The following is a 21,515-nucleotide window of genomic DNA, read 5'->3' on the forward strand; positions in this document are numbered from 1 at the left end:
CTGTGGAGAGGTTTCCGAAGAAGGGGACAGGACGTTGAGCGTTAACCGACGTGCCGTGCTGGCACTGGGCGCCGGAGCGGCGCTGGCCGTGGCCGTGCCCGCCACCGCACAGGCCTCGACGGTCACCGGCAAGCTGCGTGAGCTCGAGAAGCAGCACAACGCGCGCCTCGGCGTGTTCGCGACGGACACCGGCTCCGGTCGCACGGTGCTGCACCGGGCGGACGAGCTCTTTCCGATGTGTTCGACCTTCAAGACCATCGCGGCGGCGGCGATCCTGCGCAAGGACCGCGACGGATCGTTGCTGAACAAGGTGATCACCTACACGAAGTCCGATGTGGACAAGTCCGGCTATGGGCCGATCACCGGCAAGCCGGAGAACCTCGCGAACGGCATGAAGGTCTCGGCCCTGTGCGAGGCGACCATCACCTACAGCGACAACTGCGCGGCGAACCTGCTGCTCAAGGAACTCGGCGGCCCCACGGCCATCAGCCGCTTCAGCCGCTCGATCGGCGACCCGGTCACGCGCCTGGACCGCTTCGAGCCGGAGCTGAACTCGGCGGAACCCGGCCGCGTCACGGACACGACGTCGCCGCGCGCCATCGGCCAGAGCTACGCGCGTCTGACGCTGGGCCACGCCCTCAACTCGAACGACTCCGACCAGCTCACGAAGTGGTTGCTGGCCAACACGACCGGCGGCAACCGCGTCCGCGCGGGCCTTCCAACCGCGTGGGGCTGGGGCGACAAGACCGGTACCGGCGACTACAGCACCACCAACGACGCCGGCATCGCGTTCCCGCCCGGCCGCGCGCCGATCGTGATCGCCGTGCTGTCGACGAAGAAGGACACCCCGAAGGGCGGGGCCGACGAACCGCTGCTGGCCAAGACCGCCGAACTGGTGGCGGCGCAGTTCAGCTGACCGGCACCCAGAGTTCGACCACGGTGTGCCGCCGGTAGAACTCGACGAGCGGCCTGGAGGAGTCCCAGGGCCCCAGCGCTTTGAGCTCCTCCATGGCCGGTCCGATCCGCCCGTACAACGCGGGCGGCTCACCCTCCAGCACCGTGCGCCGGTACCGCCCGCCCGGCAGTACGCCGACCGTGAGTGAGAACGAGTCCGCGGGCTTCAACGGCGTGCACACGGTGTAGGTGCCGGTCGTCTCGTCCACACGGGCGAACATCCTGCGTCCCTTGAGGCCCACGAGGTTCTCGAACCAGTCCCACGCCTCGCTCATCGCGGTGAGTTCGTCGGCGACCGTGTGCTCCAGCACCGCAACGTCGGCGCGGCTGATCAAGTCGGCCATGCGTCCCCTTTCACTGTTGAACGCTAGTCGAACGCGGAACGACCGGCTACGGTTCAATGCGAATCTCGTTCACGTTCCCAAAGGCGGCGGCGATGCGGCGAGCGGTTCTGCTGGTGGTTCTGTTCCTCTTCTCCCTGGTGGTCACACCTGTGCGCGCGGAGTCGTACGACGGCTCCGAACTGCGGGTGTCCGGCGGGGTCTTCCGCGACGAACACGGCCGTGAGGTGGTGTTGCGCGGCTTCAACGTCTCCGGCACGGCGAAACTCGCGGAGAATCGCGGGCTTCCGTTCGTGAACACCGCGGACGCGCGCAAGTCCGCGCAGGCCATGAAGCAGCTGACCGGCGCGAACGCCGTGCGGTTCCTGCTCACGTGGGCGTGGATCGAACCGCAGCGCGGCCAGATCGACCACACCTACCTCAACGGCGTGACCGAACAGCTGAGGGCCTTCACCGACCTCGGCATCCGCGTCTACCTCGACTTCCACCAGGACCTGTACTCGCGCCACCTGTTCAACAAGGACAGCTGGTACACCGGCGACGGCGCACCGGCGTGGGCGGCGAGCGGGTATCCCAAGGAGTCGTGCGGGATCTGCGTGCACTGGGGCCAGAACATGAAGAACAACAACGCCGTCACCGCGGCCACCTACGACTTCTGGCACAACCGCGACGGTGTGCAGGACTCGTTCGTGAACGCGGCCGGCGAGGCGCTCAAGCACGTCAAACAAGCCTTGCCCGCCAACGAGTTCAAGCTCGTCGTCGGCGTCGACCCGCTCAACGAGCCCTACGCCGGCAAGTACGACACGGGCCAGACCTCCCAGCAGTGGGAGCGCGACCTCCTGATGCCGTTCTACCAGCGCTTCCGCGCCGAGATGGACGAGGCGGGCTGGACGACCAAGCCCGCGTTCGTGGAACCGCTGGTGTTCTGGAACCAGAACGTCGACTTCTTCGCCGAACCCGGCGGCCTCACGCTCGTGCCGGCCCTCGGCGAACGGTTCGTGTTCAACGCGCACTTCTACGACGGCAAGGCGCAGTCCGGAGTCCTGATGCCGGGCAAGGCCGCGGACGGCCAGTACACCCAGGCGTTCGGCACGATCCGCGAGCGCGCCAGGGCACTCGGCACCACCGCGATCGTCTCCGAGTTCGGCCACCCCGTCTCGGGCTTCACCTCCGACAAGACGCCGTCCGTGCTCAAGGCGATCTACCAGGGCCTCGACTCGACGGCGCCGGGCGCGCGCTGGTGGTCGGCGCCGCGCGGGAGCGTGATCTCGGGCAGCCAATGGCACTGGGACACCAACTACGGCCGCCACCACGAGCTGATGAACGACAACCCGGGCAAGGTCAAGACCGACGGCGACGCGATGAACGACGAGCACTTCTCGGCGGTCAAGCTCGACGCGAACGGCAACGCCGTGCTCAACGTCGACCGGGCGATCGTCGACCGCGTCTACCCGCAGGCCGTCGCGGGCACCACGCTCGCGTTCACCTACGAGGACCGCGCCTACCAGACCTGGCAGCAGATCCCGCTGACCAACGTCCGCAACCTCGTCGGCTCGGCCCCGTTCGCCGTGCTCGTCTGGGACTCGAACGGAGGCTCCGCGCCGACCGAACTGCACCTGCCGGAGTCGCTGCGCTCGCCGTTGGTGATCAGCTCGGTGCCGTCGTCCGTCAACGGCGACAAGCTGCTCCTCCAAGGAGGCCAGGGACGGCAGTTCGCGCTGGTCACGGCCCCGTCCGGCGGCAACGTCGCGGCGGCCGAGGCCGAGATTCGACAGTGGTACGTAAGCTGGTGAAGTGCGAACTAGGCCCACTCTGAGCTGGTCGAACCCGGGCCCGTCACTGCCGCGCGCCTCCACCCTCACCGACGTCGTGCCGATCGTCGCGGAGGGTGGGGTGCTGGTGCTCAGCGGTGCGGGCCTCTCCACGGAGTCCGGCATCCCGGACTACCGCGGCGAGGGCGGGTCGCTGCGCAAGCACACCCCGATGACCTACGACGAGTTCACCACCAGCCAGGCCGGCCGGCAGCGCTACTGGGCGCGCAGCCACGTCGGCTGGCGCACCATCGCCCGCGCGCACCCGAACGCGGGCCACCACGCCGTCACCAGGCTCTCCAGCAAACTCTCCGGCGTCATCACCCAGAACGTCGACGGCCTGCACCAGGCCGCGGGTTCACCGGACGTCGTGGAACTGCACGGCGGCCTCGACCGCGTGATCTGCCTCGGCTGCAAGCTGCTCTCGCCGCGCATCGACCTCGACCGCCGCCTGCGCGAGGCGAACCCGGACTTCCGCGCGACGACGGACGAGATCAACCCGGACGGCGACGTCTTCCTGCCGGAGGAGCAGGTCCGCGGCTTCGAGGTCGTGCCGTGCGCGGAGTGCGGCGGCGTGCTCAAACCGGACGTCGTGTTCTTCGGCGAGAACGTGCCGCGCCCGCGCGTCGAGCAGTGCTACGAACTCGTGGACAACGCACGGTCGTTGCTCGTCCTCGGCTCTTCGCTGACGGTCATGTCCGGCCTGCGGTTCGTGCGCCGCGCCGCGACCTCCGGCATCCCCGTCGTGATCATCAACCGGGGCGAGACGCGCGGCGATCCCCACGCCTCGCTGCGGATCGACCTGCCACTCGGAAAATCGCTCACGGAGCTGGCCGATGTCGTTCTAGAGTCCGGAAATGGTGACCTTCCCGGTCGATGACGTCACGCCGGTGACCGATGCGCTGCCCACCCGTCCGTTTGCCGCGCGGTTCCCGGACGCGCTGGTCGTCGGCGGCGACCAGCCGGTGCTCGAACCGGACGGTGTGCACCCGCTGCTGGGCGCGGTGGCGAAGGCCTTCGCGGAGCACCGGCCGCTCGTCCTCACCCCGGACGCGGTGTGGCTGACGATCGCACGCGGAATCGCCCAGCACATCAAGCTGCACGCGGAGGAACTGCGGCCGCTGCTGGTCAACCACGAGGGCAAGAAGCGCCTGACAGTGCTGATCGACGGTCCGATGCCCGCGGACGCCGAGTCGTGGTCGCACGTCGTGGAACTGTTCAGCAAGCAGATCGGCGACGCGACGTTCGAGTGCGACTTCAGCACCAGCACGGAGATCGAACGAGTGGCGGGCCGCGTCGCGATGATGGACGCGTACTCGCCGTACTACGCCTACTGGGCGGTGTGCGTCTGCGGAATCCCGTCGATCACGCTCGCCGGCACGGCCGACGACTGGCGCAAGATCCGCGCCCGCGTCGACGATCTGGGCGTGCTCGGGCTCGGCCAGTGGGTGCGGTCGCTCGCGCCGATCATGGACGAGTTCGTGCGGGCCGCGTCGGGGGATGCGCGCTCGGAGTTCTGGAAGCGCATCTACAACCCGGCCGACGCGTACGGCGGCGAGGTGGTCACCGGGTGGATCTCGCGGTTCTACCCGTATCTCGCGCTGGAAGGCACGAATGGTGCGCCGAACCCCATGCTTGACCTGCGCCTCGGCGAACCGCGCGGCGAACGAGGCCCAGGCATCCGCACGGACACCGTGCCCGCCACGCTGTGCCGCGCGACCATCAACGTCAAAGACCTCGGCACCAACCGCGTCGTGGCGCTCGACGCGGGTCTGACCGGCGTCGCGCAGGATCCGGACGGCGCGCTCCGGCCGGTCGCGGGCTGGGCGCTCCTCGACGCGCCCCCGGACATCGAGACGGTGATCGACCGGCTGATCGCGGAACACGAGACGACGCCGCCCGAGACGGCTCATCGCGGTCTGTCCGGCGGTGCCGAGATGCTCGCCCTGCACAACCGGATCGCGTCGGCGTCGTTGTTCGGCGGCTCCTGGCGATTGCTCCCCTACGCGGACATGGTCCACCTGGACCTCGGCCCGCACTCGATCTGCTGCTGGTTCGCGCTCGCGGACGGGCGGTACGTCGGCGAGGTCCACGTGTGGAACGCCGTCGAACCGCAGTGGGCGGTGTTGCGCGACGGCGACGACCCGGCGGAGGTGCCGTTGCTCGGCACCTCGCTCGCTCACCTGCTGGACGCAGCCATGGACGCGGACGGTGACATCGCGCATCTCGAGGCCGGGAGGCTCGCCGACCTAGTGCTGTGACCTGAACTGGTCCAGCACGCGCCGCTCCCGCTTCGTCGGACGCCCGGCACCCCGGTCGCGCCGCGCGATCGGGGCCTCCACCGGTGGCGGGGGAGTGCGGTCGAGGAAGCACGTGGCCGCGTCCGCCGCGCCGACCCGTTTCTGGATCACCCGCACGACCTCGACGGTCCAGGTCTTGTCGTTGACGCGGGCGCGGACCCTGTCTCCTGGAACGACGGTGGCCGAGGCCTTCGCGGGCTTGTCGTTGATGCGCACGTGGCCGCCCTTGCACGCCTGGGCGGCGTCCGGGCGGGTCTTCGTCAGCCGGACCGCCCACAGCCAGCGGTCGATGCGCGTGGACTCCACCCCGCCATCATGGCACTCTCGGAGATCATGAGGCTTCTGGCGGTCGCACTGACCCTCGCCGCGTCACTCACCCCCGTCGGCCCGCTCGGTGAGCTCACCGGTCTCGCCGTGCAGCGCGTCCAGGTCGCGGACCTGGTGGCCGCGGCCAAGTTCGGCACGACGCAGCCGATCGACGATCCCGTGCGCGAACAGCAGGTGCTCGACGGCGTGCGTACCAAGGCCGTGGACCTGCGGCTCGACCCGGAGAATGCGGCCAGGTTCTTCCGCGCCCAGATCGAGGCGAACAAGCTCGTGCAGCGCGGCCTGCACGCCCGCTGGACCGAGCACCCGGAAGAGGTCCCGCACCACAAGCCTGATCTGGCCACCGAGGTCCGCCCGATCCTCGACCGGCTGACGACCGAGATCCTGGCCGAGCTCAAGGACACCGAACAGCTCCGCCGCCCGACGCTGAAGTGCGAGATCCACGCGACCATCGCCGAACGGTCCGCGGTGGTGCTGCACCGCCTCGACCGGTTGCACGAGAACGCGCTGGCCGAAGCGATGCGCCCCGCCTGCTCCTAGCTGTCTACTGTGGACGGAAGACCGAGCATCCTGGCCAGGCCCGTCACCTCGAGCACGCGTGTCACCTGGTCGGACGCGGCGGAGAGCTTCAGCCCGCCCGCCGCGGCCGACGCGCGCGCGTGCCCGCGCACCAAAGCGCTGACGCCGCTGGAGTCGCAGAACGTGACGGCTGTCAGGTCCAGCACCACGTAGCGGTGGCCCTGGTCGAGGAGGCGGTCGAGCTTCGCGAGCAGTCTCTTCGAGCCAGGACCGGCGAGTTCACCGGAGACCGCGACCAGGGTGGAGGCAGGCGACGACTCGGTCACCGTGACTTCGAGCATTTCGCAGCTGTACCCGGTGGTGGCGGTCGCGAAACTGGTTCGCATGCGTGTTCTGCTGACGTCGTCGCCCAGTCGCTCTCGTCTGGAACCGGTGGTGCCGCTCGCGAAAGCGTTCCGGGAGCGGGGGCACGACGCTGTGGTCGTGACGGCGCCGTACGACCTGAGTCCTTCGCCGTCGTGGCTCCCGGAACGCGACGGTGTGCTGAAGTCGCCGTTCTGGTCGGCGGAGCTGGTGGTCGCGACGGCCGCGAACGTCCTCGACCTCGCCCGCACCTGGCGCCCTGACGTCATCCTGCGCGAGACGAACGAGTACGGCGGCCAGATCGCCGCCGAGGTGCTGGGCATCCCGCACGCGCTGCTCGACACCGCCCCGTTCGCACCGCTGGAGATCCCGCTGCTCGACGAGCTCATGGACAAGGTTCGCGCGAGGTTCGGGGTCGGGGCGACCGAACCGGCCTTCACCGCGGGCCTGACCCCGGCGCTCTGGCATCCGGCCCAGCACCACTTCCGCGTGCCGGTCGACCAGGCCCGCGGGGCCGTCGTGTCGTTCGGCGCCCACCTGCCGCCCGGCTCGCGGTTGCCGCACGTCGTGGCGGAGGCGCTCGGCAGGCTCCCCGCCACCGCGAAGGTGGTCGTGACGGACGCGGGCCACAGCGAGGTGCGGGAGGCGCTGACCGCGGGCGTTCCGATGGTCGCCGTGCCGTTGTTCGCCGACCAGCCGCGCAACGCGGGACGAATTCAAGATCTGAACGCGGGCGTGTGCGTGGACGTGAAAGGGCTGACCGCCACCGTCCTGGCCGAACGGATCCAGCACGTGCTGAACACGAGGACTTATCACGACGCCGCGGAGAACCTGGCCGCCAAGATCGCCGATCTCGAGGAATTCACGAATATTCCGGACCACCTCGTATCCGCTGTGTGACCACATTTTGGTTTTGGCCAAAAGCTTCGACGGTAATTTAGACCGTCTGGAGACTGGTGGTGGGGCAGGTGCTTGTTGGGGAGAACAGGTCGCCTGACACAGGGAAAACAGGGGGAAATATGAAGAGGCACGTGCGCGACAGTTTCTTCGTCGTGGGCGAAGGTGTGCTGGAATTCGACGGCAAAGGTGAGGCCACCACGCGTCAGCCCTCCACGGCGGAGGAGTTGCGCAGGTTCCGGTTCTCGCGACTGGGGCCGAAAGGGCCGCGAACGGACGAGGAGACGCGGGTTGCCCTCGCGACCGCGATCACCGCGAACGTTCCGCAGCCCGATTCGGCCGATCCGGCCGTGCCGGCGGGGTTCACCTACCTCGGCCAGTTCGTCGACCACGACCTGACCATGGACCGCACCGAGTCGCAGCTCGGGCAGGACGTCAACCTGGACGAGCTGATGCAGGGCCGCTCGCCGGCCCTGGACCTCGACTCGGTCTACGGCCGCGGCCCGCGCGACAAGGACGACCAGGTCTTCTACGCCCAGGACGGCGTGAAGTTCAAGGTCGGCACCACGACGCCGGTGCCGTTCCCCGACGAGGGCACCAACGTCCCGTTCGAGGGTTTCGACCTGCCACGCCGCGGTGGGACGGGCGGCACGGCGGCGGACCGGCGGCTGCCGCTGATCCCGGACGCCCGCAACGACGAGAACCTCGTGGTGGCGCAGACGCACCTCGCGTTCCTGCGCTTCCACAACCGCGTGGTCGACGAGCTCGCGCTCACCGGCCTCACCGGCGAGCGGCTGTTCCGCGCCGCCAAGGAACTCGTCGTGCGGCACTACCAGTGGATGCTGAAGACCGACCACCTGCCGCGGATCGTCGACCCGGCGATCGTGGAGGACGTCTTCACCAACGGCCGCCGGTTCTTCGAGGTGCCGGGCCGCAGCCGGCACGACTCGCCGACCATGCCGATCGAGTTCTCGGTCGCCTCGTACCGCTTCGGGCACAGCCAGGTCCGCGGCGCGTACCAGTGGAACCGCGTGTTCCGCAGCGGCGGCCCGGTGGGCGCGCCGGCATCGTTGTTCCAGTTGTTCACCTTCACCGGGGTGAGCGGCAACTTCGACCCGTCGTCGGCGCTTCCGGCCGACCTCGACGACGTGACCAGGGGCGACTTCTTCACGTTGCCCAGCAACTGGATCGCGGACTTCCGCAGGCTCTACGACTTCACCGAGGCCGACCGCGACGACCTGGTCGCGCCGGCGGAGTTCGACGGCGGCAACGTCACCAAGCGGATCGACACGCTGCTGGTCGACCCGCTGACGCAGCTGCCGGCCGGCACGTTCGGCGGCCGCGGCACGCAGTTCCGGGAGATCGAGCGCAACCTCGCGTTCCGGAACCTGACCAGGGCCTCGATGATGGAGCTCGCCACCGGTCAGCAGATCGCCGAGCTGTTCGAGGTCGAGCCGCTCACCGCCGAGCAGATCCTCACCGGCAACGGCGGCGCGGTGCTCGACGGCCTGTCGGACGAGCAGAAGGCGCGGCTGGTCGAGGCCACCCCGCTGTGGTTCTACGTCCTGCGCGAGGCCGAGGTCGGCGACGGGCGGATGGGCCCGGTCGGCGGCCGGATCACCGCGGAGGTCTTCCACCGCGCGATGGAGGGCAGCCGGATCTCGATCGTGCGCTCGCCGTACTGGCGGCCCACGCTCGGCCCGGACTCCAGCACGTTCCGGATGGTCGACCTGCTGCTGTTCGCGTTCGAGGGCAAGGCCGACCTGCTGAACCCGCTCGGAGATCCCGTCAGCTGATCTTTCCTCGTACTTCCTGTCTGGCTGGGTGGTGGCAGTCAGACAGGAGAGGGAGATCATGTCTCGTCCGGAAACCACACGCCGTGAAAGCACGGAAGAACGCCTGACTCGTTTTGCGCGAGAGTCCGGAATTCCTCTGCTGCGCATTGGACTGGGGGTCGTGTACCTCTGGTTCGGCGTGCTGAAGCTCTTTCCCGGTGGCAGCCCTGCCCAGGATCTCGTCGAACGCACGGTGTCCGCGCTGACGTTCGGGATCATCCACGGGGATTTCGCCCGAGTGAGTGCCGCGATCACCGAGATCGGGATCGCACTGGTTCTGCTGAGCTTCCGCGCACCGCGGTTCTGCGCGGTCCTGCTCGTCGGCCACGTCGTGCTGGTGTCGACACCGCTGGTGTTGTTCCCCGGCGAGATGTGGGCCGGTCCGCTGCAGGCGTCGTTCGAAGCCCAGTACATCCTGAAGAACCTGGTGACCGTCGCCGCCGCGGTGGTCATCGCCTCATCGCACCCGAGGGTGCGATGACCGGGAGCCGCTCGATCCTCGGGGTCGGGCGGCTCCCGTCGTTATAGGTTTTCCTGATGGGGGCATCACTGGCGCCGCTGGCGCATCCGGCTTTTCGCTGGCTTCTCGCAGGTCGTTTCACCACCATCGCCGGCAACGCCATGGCGCCGATCGCGCTGGCGTTCGCCGTGCTCGACCTCACCTCGTCGATCACGTCGCTGGGCGTCGTCGTCGCCGCGCGATCGCTGACCAACGTGGCGTTCCTGCTGTGGGGCGGTGTGGTCGCGGACCGGCTGCCGCGCCACCTCGTGCTCGCCGGGTCGTGCGCGGTCAGCTTCGCCAGCCAGGCCCTGATCGCCGTGCTCGTGCTGACCGGGACGGCGTCGGTGACCTGGTTCGTCGTGCTGTCGGCGGTCAACGGGATGTCGAGCGCGTTCTCGCTGCCGGCCTCCGCCGCGCTGGTGCCGCAGACCGTGCCCGCCGACCTGCGTCTGCAGGCGAACGCGTTGCTGCGGCTGGGGTTGAACTCCGCGCGCATCGGCGGCGCGGCGCTGGGCGGACTGCTGATCGCCTTCACCGGCCCCGGCTGGGGCCTCGCCGTGGACGCGCTCTCGTTCGCGCTGGCCGGGGTGTTCTTCGCGTTCGTGCGGGTGCCCGCCGCCCAGGTCGCCGCGGAGCACAAGCCGTCGGTGCTGGCCGAGCTGAAGGTCGGCTGGACGGAGTTCGTGTCACGGCAATGGGTCTGGGTCGTGGTCGTGGCCTTCACGTTCGTCAACGCGGCCCTCGTCGGCGGCGTGATGGTGCTCGGGCCGGTGCTGGCGGACACCACGTTCGGGCGGGAGATGTGGGGCCTGGTCCTGGCCTCGCAGACCGCGGGCATGGTCGCCGGCGCGTTCGTCGTGATGCGCGTCAAGGTGCGGCGCCCGCTGCTGCTCGGGGTGGCGTGCGTGGCGGGGTTCGCGCTGCTGCCGGTGGTCATGGTCGTGCACCCGGCGCCGTGGCTGCTGCTCCTGACCTCGTTCGCGTGCGGCTTGGGCCTGGAGCAGTTCGGGGTGGCGTGGGAGGTGGCGCTGCAACACCACGTGCCCGCTGACCGGCTCGCCCGCGTGTACTCCTACGACATGCTCGGGTCGTTCGTGGCGATTCCGCTGGCCCAGCTCGCGATCGGGCCGGTGTCGCACGCGTTCGGGACGTCGGCGGCCCTGCTCGGGTGCGCGGCGATCTACCTGCTCGCGACCGCCGGGATGCTCGCGTCCCGGTCCGTGCGGTCGCTGGAGACCGTGCCGGAACCCGTTCGCTGATCCGTGCAACGTGACAGGTGTCCACCGCGTCTTCGTGAACGGATGCGCGGTGATCATCAGCAGCCGATACAGTTCGACCGCGCTGGATCCACTTCACACTGGGGAACTGAATGAAAATCAAGCGTTTCGCCGTGCTGGGCACGGTTCTCGCACTCACCGCCGCGACCTTCGCGCCGGCTGCGTCGGCCGACGAGTACCACCGCCCGCTGGCCGACCGGCTGCGCGAGGCGATCGTCGCGCAGAACTTCAAGGACGTCATCGACCTGACCCCGCCGGAGCCCGGTGCCCGGTCGGCGGGCAAGCGGGAGAAGTACGACGCCTCACCCGCCGAACTGATGGACAAGGCCCGGTCGTTGACGGCAGCGGCGGCGGGCAAGCCGTTGCACCAGACGCCGAACATGGACGCGGCGATCATCGAGCTCGACGTCCTGGGCCGCCCGAAGTCCGTGGCGAACGTGCTGCTCAGCCCGCAGTACCCGAACGGCGTGGTCGTGCCGGTCAAGCACAAGGGGCTGTCCACCGACCAGGTGCGCTACCGCTGGTGGGACGACACCGAGTGGGACGTCAACGGCGGCAAGGGCACCGTCGACGTGCTGCCCGGCCGGGAGAACGCGGCGATCGACTTCTCCTCGCCGTACCCGGCGTCGGTGCTGAAGCTGATGGTGGGCTTCGGCGTCCTGCGCCTGGCCGACCAGGGCAAGATCGATCTCGACGCCGACTACGTCTACGACCCGAGCCCGGTGCGCCCGGCGTGCGGCGGGCCGTCGGTGAAGAAGATCCGGCAGCACTTCGACGAGATGATCACGAAGTCGCAGAACGAGTCCACCTGCTCGCTGATCAAGCTGATCCACGACCACAACGCGTGGGACGCGGTCAACCAGTCGTTCGTCGACCTGGGCATGCCGACCCTGCGGGTCACCGGCACGTTGCCCGGCAACGGCGGCCAGTGGATCGGCTCCAACATGAGCGGCCTCGACACCGCGAAGCTCCTGCTGCTGGTCAACGGCGGCGCGGGCGTGCTGTGGACGACCGACAGCGGCAAGCCCGTCACCCGCAACGAACTCTCGTCCTCGTCGCGCAAGTTCTTCCAGGAGACGCTGGCGGGCCAGGGCCACAACGAGATGCTGTCCACGCCGAACTGGTGCGGCCGCGACTACCCGGTGCAGGGCATCCCGCAGCAGGTGCCGGCGCGCTGGATCAAGCCGGACGGCACCGTGACCGTCGGCGACGCGGTCTACGACCGTGACGTCCGCCCGTGCAACGACGCCGCCGAGGTGACGTTCGCGCACAAGACGGGCTGGGTCGACACGACCGGTTCCGACGCGGGCATCGTGAAGTCGTTGCGCGGCAAGGACAACCGCAACTACATCGTGGTCGTGTTCTGCAACCTGGGCACCGACTACGTGGACGCGGACCGCCCGGCCGACCCGCCCGGCGTGTACCCCGTGCTGTACACGCAGAAGTACGCGCAGCTCGGCAAGGCGATCGACACCATCATGAAGAACCTGTAGGTCTGGTGCGGCACCGCGGTCACACGGCCGCGGTGCCGATCAGCCCGTTGCGCGTCACCCGTTCCGCCAGCTCGGCTTCGGAGAGGTCCTCCGTGCCCGAGGGCCGGCGCGGCAGCACCATGTACCGCGACTCGGCGTTCGCGTCCCAGACCTCGATCCTGGTGGTCTCGGGCAGCGTCAGCCCGAACTGCTCCAGCACCTCGCGCGGGTGGCTGACCACCTTCGAGCGGTAGGCCGTGCTCTTGTACCAGGTGGGGGACGGTCCGAGCAGCGAGAGCGGGTAGCAGCTGCAGAGCGTGCAGACGATGACGTTGTGCACGTCCTCGGTGTTCTCGACGACGTGCAGCCGTTGCACCTGCAGACCGCCGCCCATCGACAGGCCGAGCTCGGGCAGCGCCTCGTTCGCGTTCTCCAGCAGCCGCGCCCGGAAGCCTTCGTCGGTCCAGGCCCGTGCCACGACCCGGAACCCGTTGGCGGGTGAGGCCCTGTGCGCGAACGCCTCCAGCACCTGGTCCAGCTCCCGGGGGTCCAGCAGCCCCTTCTCCTCGAGGATCGCTTCCAGTTCCCGCACGCGCGCGGCGATCGGGGAGTCGTCGTGGTCGTCACTCATCGCTGAGGTAGTCCTCCCAGAGGGACAGCGTCACGTTGTGGTCGCCGTGGCCGAACAGTTCGCGTGCGGAGAACCGCACCAGGTACACCTGTTGTGGCTGCTGGACTCCCCGCGCGCTCAGGTCCGCCAGCGGGTGGACGCCGTCGCCGCCGATGACCGTGCCGAGGCGGCCGCGCGCGTAGTGCGGCAGCCGGGTGTGGTGATCAGGGTCCACTGTGGACGTCCGGACGCGGTCGCCGGTCCGGTAGCGCTCAGACAACGCCGCGCTCCTTCAGCAGGGTCCCGATCGCGCGGAACCAGTTCTCGTAGTAGGACGACTCGTGCGACATGGTCCGCTCGACGGCGTCCCTGAACTCGTCCAGGTTGTAGACGCCCTGCCCGATCAGCGCGCGGTTCATGGCCATCACGTGCGCTTCCCAGTCCGCGTGGAAGGGCGGCTCGTCGAGCTCCTCGATCACGGGCCCGAACCCGTCCTGCCCGCCGACGTCGTTGATCCTCGGCATGTCACCTCCTGCGCTCAGCCAGATTCTGCGCCGCCTCCCGCCAGTTCGGGAAGTGGAACTCGAATCCGGCCTGCCCGAGCCTGCCCGGCACGACCCGGCGGCTCTTGAGCAGCAGCTCGGTGTCGGTGCGCAGGGCGAACGCGCCGAGCCCGGCCATCCAGCGGGTCGCGGGCAGCCCCACGGGCACGTTCCAGGCCTGGCGGAGGTCGCGCATGAACTCCCGCTGCGGCACCGGGTGCGGCGCAGCCAGGTTGACCGGCCCCGCGATCGGCTCCCTGATCAGCAACGCGACCGCCCGCACGAAGTCGTCGTCGTGGATCCACGAGACGTACTGGCGCCCGCCTGCCACCGGGCCGCCCAGCCCGAGCCGGGCCAGCCACGACAGGTAGTCGAACACGCCACCGCGGTCGGGGCTCATCACCATCGCGGACCGCAACGCGACTTTGCGGGTGCCCGGCGTGTCGGCCTCGTCCAGCTCGGCCTCCCAGCGCTTGGCGATCTCGACGCTGTACGTCCAGTAGCCCGGCACGTCCGGCTCGCGTCCGCCGAGCACCCCGGTCTCCTCGTCGTTGGCCGCGTCGAACCGGTGCGCGTAGATCGTCGCGGTGCTCATCTGCAGCCAGACCGAAGGTGGGTTGTCCGCCTTCGCGATCGCCTCGCCGACGACCCGCGCCGAGTCGATCCGCGACCGCATCATCTGCTGGAGGTTCTCCGCCGTGTAGCGGCAGCTCACGCTCCGCCCGGCCAGGTTGACGACGACGTCGGCCCCGTCGATCTCCTCGGCCCACCTGCCCAGCGTGTGGCCGTCCCACCGCACGCCGGCGTTGCGGCCGATGATCACCACGTCGTGGCCCGCCGCCCTGAACGCGCGGGTCAGAATGCCGCCGACCTGCCCGGTACCGCCTGGAATCACGATCTTCATGTCTGGTCGTCCCCCTCGGTGCCGACGCTAGCCGCCGGTCGCTGAGAGGTGTTTCAGCTATGCTCCGGCAAAACGCTCAAACGAACAGGCGGTCGGTCATGCGGGAGTCCAGCGAAGCGCGGCGGCAGCGGATCCTGGCCGTCACAGCGTCGCGGGGCACGGTCAAGGTGAGCGATCTGGCCGAGGAGCTGGACGTTTCGATCGTCACGATCAGACGGGACGTCGAGGAGCTCGCCCGGCTCGGCAGGCTGCGCCGCGGGCACGGCGTCGCGCGCTCGTTGACGCCGGTCGAGCAGCCGGCGCCGAAGCAGGCCACGAACGGAGCGATCGCGCTGGTCGTGCCGGAGCGCCACACGTACCTGTACGAGACGATGAACGGCGCCCGAAAGACGCTCGAAGAGGCCGGCATGCGGGTCGTCCTGCACATCGCGCCGCAGGTCAGGGGCGCGGAACGGCCAATCGTCGAGAAGGCGCTGACCGAGCAGGTGCAGGGGATGCTGATGGCGCCGCGCTGGCGCACGTTCGAGGAGGAGGCGCAGGACGACTGGCTCGCGAACACCGGCGTGCCGACCGTCCTCATGGAGCGCCGCCCGAGCGGCGGTCTGCGGGCGATGAACTCCGTGTGCTCGGACCACTGGTACGGCATGCATCTGGCCGTGAAGCACCTGACCGACCTCGGGCACCGTCGGATCGTGCTGGCCGCACGCGACGACAGCCCCACGGCACGGGTGCTGCGCAGGGCGTTCCAGGAGATCTCGGCGAACCTGGAGGACGCCGTCACGGTGCGGAGCTCGCCGGACACCGGGCTGGTGAACGTGCTGCGGAGGCATCGGGCGACGGCGGCGGTCCTGCACGGCGACGAGGACGCGTTGATGCTGGTCCAGCAGATGATGCACGCCGGGATGGAGGTGCCGCGGATGTGCTCGGTCGTGTCGTACGACGACGTGGTCGCGTCGCTCGGCAGCATCCCGCTCACGGCCGTCGCGCCGCCGAAGACCGAGGTCGGCCGGGTCGCCGCGGAGCTGTTGCTCAGGAAGCTGAAAGGCGAGGTCACAGCCCCCGAACGGATCGAGCTGCTGCCCGCGTTGAAGATCCGCTCATCGACTGAGCGTTTGACCGTTTCTTGACGACAAACCGATCAGGCGATCAGGATGCGCTTCATGCGCCTGAGTCGTCGCACACTTCTCGCGGCGGGTCTCACGGCACCATTGGCGGCCTGCTCCACTCCGCAACGCCGCGGTGCCGGAGGTCCGGTAGAGATCACGTTCTGGTCGGCCCTGCGAGGTAGTCAGCAGGTCGTCGACGCGTTCAACTCCTCGCAGAACCGCATCAGGGTGGTCTTCCAGCAGATCCCCTCCGGTGGGCAGGGCGGCTACGCCAAGCTCAGCAACGCGGCTCGTGCGGGCAACGCACCGGACGTCGCCACGATCGAGTACCCGCAGGTGCCGGGGTACGCGATCGACGGCGTCGCCAGGGACATCACCGACCTCGTGACCGACCGCGTGAAGCAGAAGCTCCTGCCGCAGGCGCTCAAGCTCACGACCTTCGACAACCGCGTGTTCAGCGTCCCGCTCGACATCGAGCCGATGGTCCTGCACTACCGCGCGGACCTGTTCCAGGCCAACGGTTTCGAGATCCCGACGACGTGGGACGAGTTCGCCGATCTCGCTCGCACCGTGCGGAGCAGGTTCCCGGACAAGAGGCTCACGATCTTCCCGACGGACGGCGGCACGCAGTTCGCCTGCCACGCCTGGCAGGCCGGCGCGCAGTGGTTCGACACCAGCGGCGGCAAGTGGCGCGTCTCCCTCGCCGACGAGCCCACCCGGAAGGTCGCGGCCTACTGGCAGAAGCTCATCGACGAGGACCTGGTGTTCCGCAACGCCGGCGACAGCAAGCAGCACGACGCCCAGATCGGCCAGGACCGCGTGATCACGAGGCTCAGTGGCGCCTGGGACGCGGGCGCGCAGATGCGGGCGCGGCCGGCGCAGAAGGGCAAGTGGCGCATCGCCGCCATGCCGATCTGGGACGAGCAGGTCGTCGGCACGCACGGCGGGTCGACGTTCGCGATCACCAAGGACTCCCGGGAACCCGAGGCCGCGATGGAGTTCATCGAGTGGCAGTGCACCCACCCGGACGCGCTGACGGCTCGGTTGAAGAGCGGCACCAGCAGCCAGTACCCGGTCGCGCCCGGCCTGGTCGAGGCGGGCGCCAAGGCGTTCCCCGGCGAGTACTACGGCGGCCAGGACATCTACCGGCTCTTCGAGCAGGAGGCGAACAAGGTCCGCGACGGCTGGGTGTGGGGACCGCGGATGACCGCCACCCTGAAGGTGATGCAGGACGGGTTCGCCAAGGCGGGCGCCGGCGAGGGCACGCTGATCGACGCGGTGCGGACGGCCCAGAGCGGCACGATGCCCGATCTGAAAGCCCTCGGTCTGTCCACTGAGGAGGGTGCGCGGTGAAGGGCAAACTCGCCTGCGCCGTCCTGATGGCGCCCTTCTTCCTGTTGCTGGTCACGGTGTTCCTCATCCCGACCGGAACGGCGATCTGGCTCAGCTTCTTCGCCGCCGACCAGCCGGGACTGGGCTTCGGCCCGGAGAGCACGGTGTTCGTCGGCCTGCGCAGTTACGTCGCCGTGCTGAGCGACCCGACGTTCCTCAACGGCCTGCTGACCGTGGTCCTGTACTGCCTGCTCTACATCCCGCTGATGGTCGTCGGCGCGCTCACCCTCGCGCTGCTGCTGGACTCCGGTGTGGCGAAACTGCGCAGCTGGATGCAGATGGGCCTCTACCTGCCGCACGCCGTGCCGGGCATCATCGCCGCCCTGATCTGGCTCTACCTCTACACACCGGGCCTGAGCCCGATCATCGACCTGTTCGCCAAGGCCGACATCCAGATCAACTTCCTCGGCATCAACACCGTGCTGCCGTCGATCGTGAACATCGCCCTGTGGAGCAACCTCGGCTACAACATGGTGATCTTCTACGCGGCGCTGCAGGCCGTGCCGCGCGAAGTCCTGGAAGCGTCCGTCGTGGACGGAGCGGGCCCGGTCAAGCAGGCGCTGCGGATCAAGGCACCGCTGGTGCGCGGCGCGATCGTCACGGTCGGCATCTTCACGCTCATCTGGGCATTGCAGCTGTTCACCGAACCCGTGCTGCTCAGCCAGTCCACCCCGATGATCAGCGCCCGGTTCTCGCCGAGCATGTACATCTACGACGCGGCCTTCACCCGCAACAACTACGGCCTCGCCGCGGCCGCGTCCGTGATCCTGCTGGCCTTCACGGTCGCGCTGTCCTTCGGCGTCACCCGCTGGACGAACAGGAAGGCCGCCTGATGACCCTCCTCGGCCGGACCACGGTGAACGTGGTCATCGGCGTCTCGGTGCTCTACACCCTGCTGCCGGTGATGTGGCTCGTGCTCGCCGCCACGAAGAACGTCGACGCCCTGTTCAACAGCGACCTGTTCGGCGGGTTCTCGCTGGTGGAGAACGTCAAGAACCTGTTCGCGATGGACAAGGGCCTGTACGGGCGCTGGTACCTCAACAGCCTCCTTTACGCGGTGATCGGTGCCGCGGTCAGCGCGTTCATCTCGATCGCCTCGGGGTACGCGTTCGACAAGTACTCCTTCCGCCACAAGGAGAAGCTCTTCGGGCTCGTGCTCGCGGCGGTCATGGTGCCGCAGACCGTGCTCGCGCTGCCGCTGTACCTGATGGCGTCCGGGGCGGGCCTGGTGAACACGTTCTGGGCGGTGTTCATCCCGGCGCTGTTCAACCCGTTCGGCGTCTACCTCGGCCGGATCTTCGCGCAGGGCTACGTGCCCGACGAGGTGCTGGAGGCCGCCCGCATCGACGGCGCGGGCGATCTCGCCACGTACTTCAAGGTCGCGCTGCGGATGCTCGGACCGGGCATGGTGACGCTGTTCCTGTTCCAGCTCACCACGATCTGGAACAACTTCTTCCTGCCCATGGTGATGCTGTCCGATCAGAAGCTCTACCCCGTCAGCCTTGGCCTCTACCAGTGGAACAGTTCGGCCACGGTGTCTCCCGAGTACTACCCGGTGGTGATCATGGGATCTCTCTTCGCGGTGCTGCCGCTGATTCTCGCGTTCATGTTGCTGCAACGGTTCTGGAAGGCCGGCATGACCGCGGGAGCCGTCAAGTGAGGGCCGCGGGCGTGATGTCGGAGGAGGCCGCCGCCGCCGTCCTCGCGCCCGTGCTCCACGACCTGAAGGCGTTGTGCGACTTCGAGGGCGTCAGCGAGGACTTCGCCGGGGTGCCCGACGTCGACCTGCTCGTCACGGGCTGGGGCTGCCCGCCGATCACCGCCGAGGTGCTCGACCGGCTGCCGAGCCTGAAGGCGATCGTGCACACCGCCGGGTCGGTCAAGGGCTTCGTCACCGACGCCTGCTGGGACCGCGGCATCGCGGTGTCGTCGGCCGCCCAGGCCAACGCGCTGCCGGTGGCCGAGTACACCGTCGCGATGATCCTGCTGACCGGCAAGCGGGTGCTCGAACGCGCCCGCGAGTACCGCGAGACCAAGCGGATGTCGGTGTACGGGGTCTCGCCGTCCGTCGGCAACTTCGGCGCCACGGTCGGCATCCTGTCCGCGTCGATGATCGGCCGCCGGGTGATCGAGCTGCTGGCGCCCTACGATTTCCAGGTGCTGGTGCACGATCCGTTCGTGACCGAAGTGGACGGTGCCGAGTCCGTGAGCCTCGCCGAGCTGTTCGAACGCAGCGACGTGGTCAGCGTGCACACGCCGTTGCTGCCGCAGACCAGGGGACTGGTGAGCGGTGAGCTGCTCGGCCTGCTGCGCGACGACGCGGTGCTGATCAACACCGCCCGCGGCGCCGTCGTCGACCAGGACGCGCTGGCGGTGCAGGCAGGCCGGATCCGGGCGGTGCTGGACGTGACCGATCCCGAGGTGCTGCCGGCGGACCACCCGTTGTGGCGCAACGACAACGTGCTCATCACCCCTCACCTGGCCGGGTCGCAGGGCAACGAGTGGGACCGCCTCGGCCTGCACGCGCTGGCCGAGGTCCGCCGATGGGTGGCGGGGGAGGGGTTCGAGACACCGGTGCCGCCGGAACGAAGAGAGTGGATCGCATGAGACTCCAGGCCGAGCGAAGGGAACCCACCGCGTGAAACTCCACACCCCCGACCTCACCCGCGACCACTGGGTGGCGGCCGCCGACGACCTGCTCGCCGCTGCCTGGCGGTACGCGTCCCCCGACCAGGCCTTCCTCGACCTCCCGGGCCGCCCCTCCCGCAGCGGTGTCCGGTCGGACGGCCTGGAGGGCTACGCGCGCACGTTCCTCGCCGCCGCCTTCCGCACCGCGCACGGCGACGACCCGCACAACCTGCTGGAGCGCTACGCCGCGGGCCTGACCGCGGGTACGGCGGGGGAGTGGCCCGCGATCGTCGACGTCGGCCAGCCCATGGTCGAGTCGGCCTCGGTCGCGCTGGGCCTGCGCCTCACCAAACCGTGGCTGTGGGACAAGCTGCCCGAGGCGGTGCAGGACCGGGTGGAGGCCTGGCTGCGGGAGGCGTTGCGGCACGTTCCCGCCGCCAACAACTGGTACTTCTTCCCGTACACCGTGGCGTCGTTCCTGGAGTCGGCCGGCCGCGGTGACGACGAGACCCGCCAGGCTCAGGACCGTGCGATGGAGCTGCTGGAAGGCTGGTACGTCGGCGACGGCTGGTACTCCGACGGCGACGGCCGCGCGTTCGACCACTACAACGGCTGGGCGCTGCACCTCTACCCGGCACTGGACGCGCACCTGAACGGCCGGCCGATCACCACCCACCTGCGCGAGCACCTGAAGAGCTTCCCCCTGCTGTTCGGCGCGGACGGCGCCCCGCTCTACTTCGGACGGTCGCTCACCTACCGCTTCGCCGCCGCGTCGGCCGTGGCGCTGGGCGCGGTCACCGGCGAGACACCGCTGAGCCCCGGCCACTCCCGCCACCTCATCGGCCGAACTCTTCAGTACTTCCTCGACCGGGGCTCGCTGTCCGACGGCCTGCTCAGCCTCGGCTGGCACGGCCCGCACGAGGCGAGTCTCCAGCCCTACTCCGGACCGGCCTCGCCGTACTGGGCGTCGAAGGCGTTCGTCTGCCTGCTGGCCGGTCCCGATCATCCACTGTGGACGGCACCGCAGGAGAGTCCGGACGAGGACCAAACGCTTGCGTTGCCCGGACCGGGTTTCCTGATCCAACGGCACAACGGCGTGACGCGGCTGCACAACCACGGCAGCGACCACGTCCGGCCGTTCGAGGGCGAGCACGCGACCGAGGACGACCCGCTCTACAGCCGCTTCGCCTACTCGACGGCCAGCGGCCCGACCGCGAAGCACAACCTCGCCGACAACCACCTCAGTCTGGTCGTCCGGGGCGACCGCAGCGTGCGCAGGCGGATCCACCCGCTGGGTGCGGCGGACAACTGGGCCGCGTCCTGGCACCGCCCGGTGTTCGACGCGAACCAGCCCATGGTGCCGGGCCTGCGGATCGAGAGCGTCACGGCCGTCTGGGACGACCAGGAACTGCGCGTCCACCGCGTGATCGGCGCACCGCCCGGCACGAGGGCCGAACTCACCGGCTGGGCCACGGACCTGCCGTCACCGCTGGTCGGCGTGCGGGGCTGGACCGGCGAGGAGTCGCGGACCGCGCCGCAGGGCACGGCGTTCACCACCACGGCGCAGGTCCCGGTGCTGACCGCCGACGTCGAGGGAACGGTGACGCTCGCGGCAGTGGCGGTCCTCGACGGCGTTGTCGCGGAAGTCGACTGGAACGCCCGTGTCGACGAGATCCTCCGGCAGACCCTGGACGCCCCTGACCGGGGTACGACGGCGGGGTGAGGCTCGCCGGCC

The 21,515-nt window shown here is 69.3% G+C and carries 23 protein-coding genes; 16 read left to right on the forward strand and 7 right to left on the reverse strand.

Features of this window, described 5'->3' with window-relative positions:
- Positions 1–34 precede the first annotated feature (34 nt).
- Positions 35–916 (forward strand): class A beta-lactamase, encoded by an 882-nt coding sequence (gene bla / locus ACIQF0_RS03150; protein ID WP_401023860.1) that lies wholly within the window; start codon positions 35–37, stop codon positions 914–916.
- Here the strand turns inward: bla and ACIQF0_RS03155 are convergent.
- The gene (locus ACIQF0_RS03155) at positions 909–1,298 is read right to left on the reverse strand and encodes a GyrI-like domain-containing protein (RefSeq protein ID WP_401023862.1); all 390 of its coding nucleotides are present in this window, start codon (positions 1,296–1,298) and stop codon (positions 909–911) included. The genes bla and ACIQF0_RS03155 overlap by 8 nt on opposite strands.
- Positions 1,299–1,390: 92 nt before the next feature.
- Between ACIQF0_RS03155 and ACIQF0_RS03160 the strand changes: the two genes are divergently transcribed.
- The 3 genes from ACIQF0_RS03160 to ACIQF0_RS03170 are packed head-to-tail and all read left to right on the forward strand — an operon-like array spanning position 1,391 to position 5,367.
- A complete protein-coding gene (locus ACIQF0_RS03160; protein ID WP_401023864.1) occupies positions 1,391–3,088 on the forward strand; it encodes a cellulase family glycosylhydrolase in 1,698 nt (565 codons plus the stop codon).
- A gap of 1 nt (position 3,089) precedes the next feature.
- Positions 3,090–3,986: an NAD-dependent protein deacetylase gene (locus ACIQF0_RS03165; protein ID WP_401023865.1), complete on the forward strand. Its 897-nt coding sequence runs from the start codon at positions 3,090–3,092 to the stop codon at positions 3,984–3,986.
- Positions 3,964–5,367 (forward strand): DUF4419 domain-containing protein, encoded by a 1,404-nt coding sequence (locus tag ACIQF0_RS03170; RefSeq protein ID WP_401023867.1) that lies wholly within the window; start codon positions 3,964–3,966, stop codon positions 5,365–5,367. The genes ACIQF0_RS03165 and ACIQF0_RS03170 overlap by 23 nt, the downstream gene beginning before the upstream one ends.
- Here ACIQF0_RS03170 and ACIQF0_RS03175 read toward each other — a convergent pair.
- Positions 5,356–5,712: an RNA-binding S4 domain-containing protein gene (locus tag ACIQF0_RS03175; RefSeq protein ID WP_401023869.1), complete on the reverse strand. Its 357-nt coding sequence runs from the start codon at positions 5,710–5,712 to the stop codon at positions 5,356–5,358. The genes ACIQF0_RS03170 and ACIQF0_RS03175 overlap by 12 nt on opposite strands.
- Before the next feature lie 27 nt (positions 5,713–5,739).
- On the opposite strand from ACIQF0_RS03175, the gene aroQ reads away from it, so the two are divergent.
- A complete protein-coding gene (gene aroQ, locus ACIQF0_RS03180; RefSeq protein WP_401023871.1) occupies positions 5,740–6,273 on the forward strand; it encodes a gamma subclass chorismate mutase AroQ in 534 nt (177 codons plus the stop codon).
- Here aroQ and ACIQF0_RS03185 read toward each other — a convergent pair.
- On the reverse strand, positions 6,270–6,638 hold the full coding sequence (locus tag ACIQF0_RS03185) for an STAS domain-containing protein (RefSeq protein ID WP_401023873.1): 369 nt from the start codon (positions 6,636–6,638) through the stop codon (positions 6,270–6,272). The genes aroQ and ACIQF0_RS03185 overlap by 4 nt on opposite strands.
- Between ACIQF0_RS03185 and ACIQF0_RS03190 the strand changes: the two genes are divergently transcribed.
- The 5 genes from ACIQF0_RS03190 to ACIQF0_RS03210 all read left to right on the forward strand — a co-directional run bounded on the left by ACIQF0_RS03190 (position 6,637) and on the right by ACIQF0_RS03210 (position 12,619).
- Positions 6,637–7,515 (forward strand): glycosyltransferase, encoded by an 879-nt coding sequence (locus ACIQF0_RS03190; protein WP_401023874.1) that lies wholly within the window; start codon positions 6,637–6,639, stop codon positions 7,513–7,515. The genes ACIQF0_RS03185 and ACIQF0_RS03190 overlap by 2 nt on opposite strands.
- Before the next feature lie 131 nt (positions 7,516–7,646).
- Positions 7,647–9,308 carry a heme peroxidase family protein gene (locus ACIQF0_RS03195; protein ID WP_401023876.1) on the forward strand — a complete coding sequence of 554 codons (1,662 nt, stop codon included), beginning with the start codon at positions 7,647–7,649 and terminating at the stop codon, positions 9,306–9,308.
- Positions 9,309–9,366: 58 nt separating this feature from the next.
- Positions 9,367–9,828 carry a DoxX family protein gene (locus ACIQF0_RS03200; RefSeq protein ID WP_360030752.1) on the forward strand — a complete coding sequence of 154 codons (462 nt, stop codon included), beginning with the start codon at positions 9,367–9,369 and terminating at the stop codon, positions 9,826–9,828.
- 56 nt (positions 9,829–9,884) lie between these two features.
- Positions 9,885–11,108 carry an MFS transporter gene (locus ACIQF0_RS03205; RefSeq protein WP_401023878.1) on the forward strand — a complete coding sequence of 408 codons (1,224 nt, stop codon included), beginning with the start codon at positions 9,885–9,887 and terminating at the stop codon, positions 11,106–11,108.
- 110 nt (positions 11,109–11,218) lie between these two features.
- Positions 11,219–12,619, forward strand: coding sequence for a serine hydrolase (locus tag ACIQF0_RS03210; RefSeq protein ID WP_401023879.1), 1,401 nt, complete (start codon positions 11,219–11,221; stop codon positions 12,617–12,619).
- A gap of 19 nt (positions 12,620–12,638) precedes the next feature.
- On the opposite strand, the gene ACIQF0_RS03215 is transcribed toward ACIQF0_RS03210, so the two are convergent.
- Genes ACIQF0_RS03215 through ACIQF0_RS03230 form a run of 4 tightly spaced genes read right to left on the reverse strand, consistent with a single transcriptional unit; the run spans position 12,639 to position 14,654 of the window.
- Complete coding sequence (locus ACIQF0_RS03215; RefSeq protein ID WP_401023881.1) at positions 12,639–13,229, reverse strand: nitrile hydratase subunit alpha; 591 nt, start codon at positions 13,227–13,229, stop codon at positions 12,639–12,641.
- A complete protein-coding gene (locus ACIQF0_RS03220) occupies positions 13,222–13,488 on the reverse strand; it encodes an SH3-like domain-containing protein (RefSeq protein ID WP_401023883.1) in 267 nt (88 codons plus the stop codon). Before ACIQF0_RS03220 ends, ACIQF0_RS03215 begins: the two co-directional genes overlap by 8 nt.
- A complete protein-coding gene (locus ACIQF0_RS03225; RefSeq protein WP_401023884.1) occupies positions 13,481–13,732 on the reverse strand; it encodes a hypothetical protein in 252 nt (83 codons plus the stop codon). The genes ACIQF0_RS03220 and ACIQF0_RS03225 overlap by 8 nt, the downstream gene beginning before the upstream one ends.
- Position 13,733: 1 nt before the next feature.
- Positions 13,734–14,654: a TIGR01777 family oxidoreductase gene (locus ACIQF0_RS03230; protein ID WP_401023886.1), complete on the reverse strand. Its 921-nt coding sequence runs from the start codon at positions 14,652–14,654 to the stop codon at positions 13,734–13,736.
- Positions 14,655–14,752: 98 nt separating this feature from the next.
- Here ACIQF0_RS03230 and ACIQF0_RS03235 point away from each other — a divergent pair, with 98 nt between their 5' ends.
- The 6 genes from ACIQF0_RS03235 to ACIQF0_RS03260 are packed head-to-tail and all read left to right on the forward strand — an operon-like array spanning position 14,753 to position 21,503.
- A complete protein-coding gene (locus tag ACIQF0_RS03235; protein WP_401023887.1) occupies positions 14,753–15,781 on the forward strand; it encodes a substrate-binding domain-containing protein in 1,029 nt (342 codons plus the stop codon).
- 33 nt (positions 15,782–15,814) lie between these two features.
- Positions 15,815–17,113: an ABC transporter substrate-binding protein gene (locus tag ACIQF0_RS03240; RefSeq protein WP_401023888.1), complete on the forward strand. Its 1,299-nt coding sequence runs from the start codon at positions 15,815–15,817 to the stop codon at positions 17,111–17,113.
- Positions 17,110–17,985 (forward strand): carbohydrate ABC transporter permease, encoded by an 876-nt coding sequence (locus ACIQF0_RS03245; protein WP_401023890.1) that lies wholly within the window; start codon positions 17,110–17,112, stop codon positions 17,983–17,985. The genes ACIQF0_RS03240 and ACIQF0_RS03245 overlap by 4 nt, the downstream gene beginning before the upstream one ends.
- On the forward strand, positions 17,985–18,812 hold the full coding sequence (locus ACIQF0_RS03250) for a carbohydrate ABC transporter permease (protein WP_360030732.1): 828 nt from the start codon (positions 17,985–17,987) through the stop codon (positions 18,810–18,812). The genes ACIQF0_RS03245 and ACIQF0_RS03250 overlap by 1 nt, the downstream gene beginning before the upstream one ends.
- On the forward strand, positions 18,809–19,759 hold the full coding sequence (locus ACIQF0_RS03255) for a hydroxyacid dehydrogenase (RefSeq protein WP_401023893.1): 951 nt from the start codon (positions 18,809–18,811) through the stop codon (positions 19,757–19,759). The genes ACIQF0_RS03250 and ACIQF0_RS03255 overlap by 4 nt, the downstream gene beginning before the upstream one ends.
- Positions 19,760–19,790: 31 nt before the next feature.
- Positions 19,791–21,503: a DUF2264 domain-containing protein gene (locus ACIQF0_RS03260; RefSeq protein ID WP_401023895.1), complete on the forward strand. Its 1,713-nt coding sequence runs from the start codon at positions 19,791–19,793 to the stop codon at positions 21,501–21,503.
- Positions 21,504–21,515: the final 12 nt, after the last annotated feature.

This window comes from Lentzea sp. NPDC092896 (genome assembly GCF_044754905.1).
In the GTDB taxonomy this organism is placed as follows: Bacteria; Actinomycetota; Actinomycetes; order Mycobacteriales; family Pseudonocardiaceae; genus Lentzea.

Coding starts and splice junctions, on each gene's coding strand:
- ACIQF0_RS03185 (WP_401023873.1), bottom strand. CDS start 6,638: ATGCGAACCAGTTTCGCGACCGCCACCACCGGGTACAGCTGCGAAATG.
- aroQ (WP_401023871.1), top strand. CDS start 5,740: ATGAGGCTTCTGGCGGTCGCACTGACCCTCGCCGCGTCACTCACCCCC.
- ACIQF0_RS03190 (WP_401023874.1), top strand. CDS start 6,637: ATGCGTGTTCTGCTGACGTCGTCGCCCAGTCGCTCTCGTCTGGAACCG.
- ACIQF0_RS03160 (WP_401023864.1), top strand. CDS start 1,391: ATGCGGCGAGCGGTTCTGCTGGTGGTTCTGTTCCTCTTCTCCCTGGTG.
- ACIQF0_RS03240 (WP_401023888.1), top strand. CDS start 15,815: ATGCGCCTGAGTCGTCGCACACTTCTCGCGGCGGGTCTCACGGCACCA.
- ACIQF0_RS03235 (WP_401023887.1), top strand. CDS start 14,753: ATGCGGGAGTCCAGCGAAGCGCGGCGGCAGCGGATCCTGGCCGTCACA.
- ACIQF0_RS03210 (WP_401023879.1), top strand. CDS start 11,219: ATGAAAATCAAGCGTTTCGCCGTGCTGGGCACGGTTCTCGCACTCACC.
- ACIQF0_RS03215 (WP_401023881.1), bottom strand. CDS start 13,229: ATGAGTGACGACCACGACGACTCCCCGATCGCCGCGCGCGTGCGGGAA.
- ACIQF0_RS03225 (WP_401023884.1), bottom strand. CDS start 13,732: ATGCCGAGGATCAACGACGTCGGCGGGCAGGACGGGTTCGGGCCCGTG.
- ACIQF0_RS03250 (WP_360030732.1), top strand. CDS start 17,985: ATGACCCTCCTCGGCCGGACCACGGTGAACGTGGTCATCGGCGTCTCG.
- ACIQF0_RS03200 (WP_360030752.1), top strand. CDS start 9,367: ATGTCTCGTCCGGAAACCACACGCCGTGAAAGCACGGAAGAACGCCTG.
- ACIQF0_RS03155 (WP_401023862.1), bottom strand. CDS start 1,298: ATGGCCGACTTGATCAGCCGCGCCGACGTTGCGGTGCTGGAGCACACG.
- ACIQF0_RS03170 (WP_401023867.1), top strand. CDS start 3,964: ATGGTGACCTTCCCGGTCGATGACGTCACGCCGGTGACCGATGCGCTG.
- ACIQF0_RS03205 (WP_401023878.1), top strand. CDS start 9,885: ATGGGGGCATCACTGGCGCCGCTGGCGCATCCGGCTTTTCGCTGGCTT.
- ACIQF0_RS03230 (WP_401023886.1), bottom strand. CDS start 14,654: ATGAAGATCGTGATTCCAGGCGGTACCGGGCAGGTCGGCGGCATTCTG.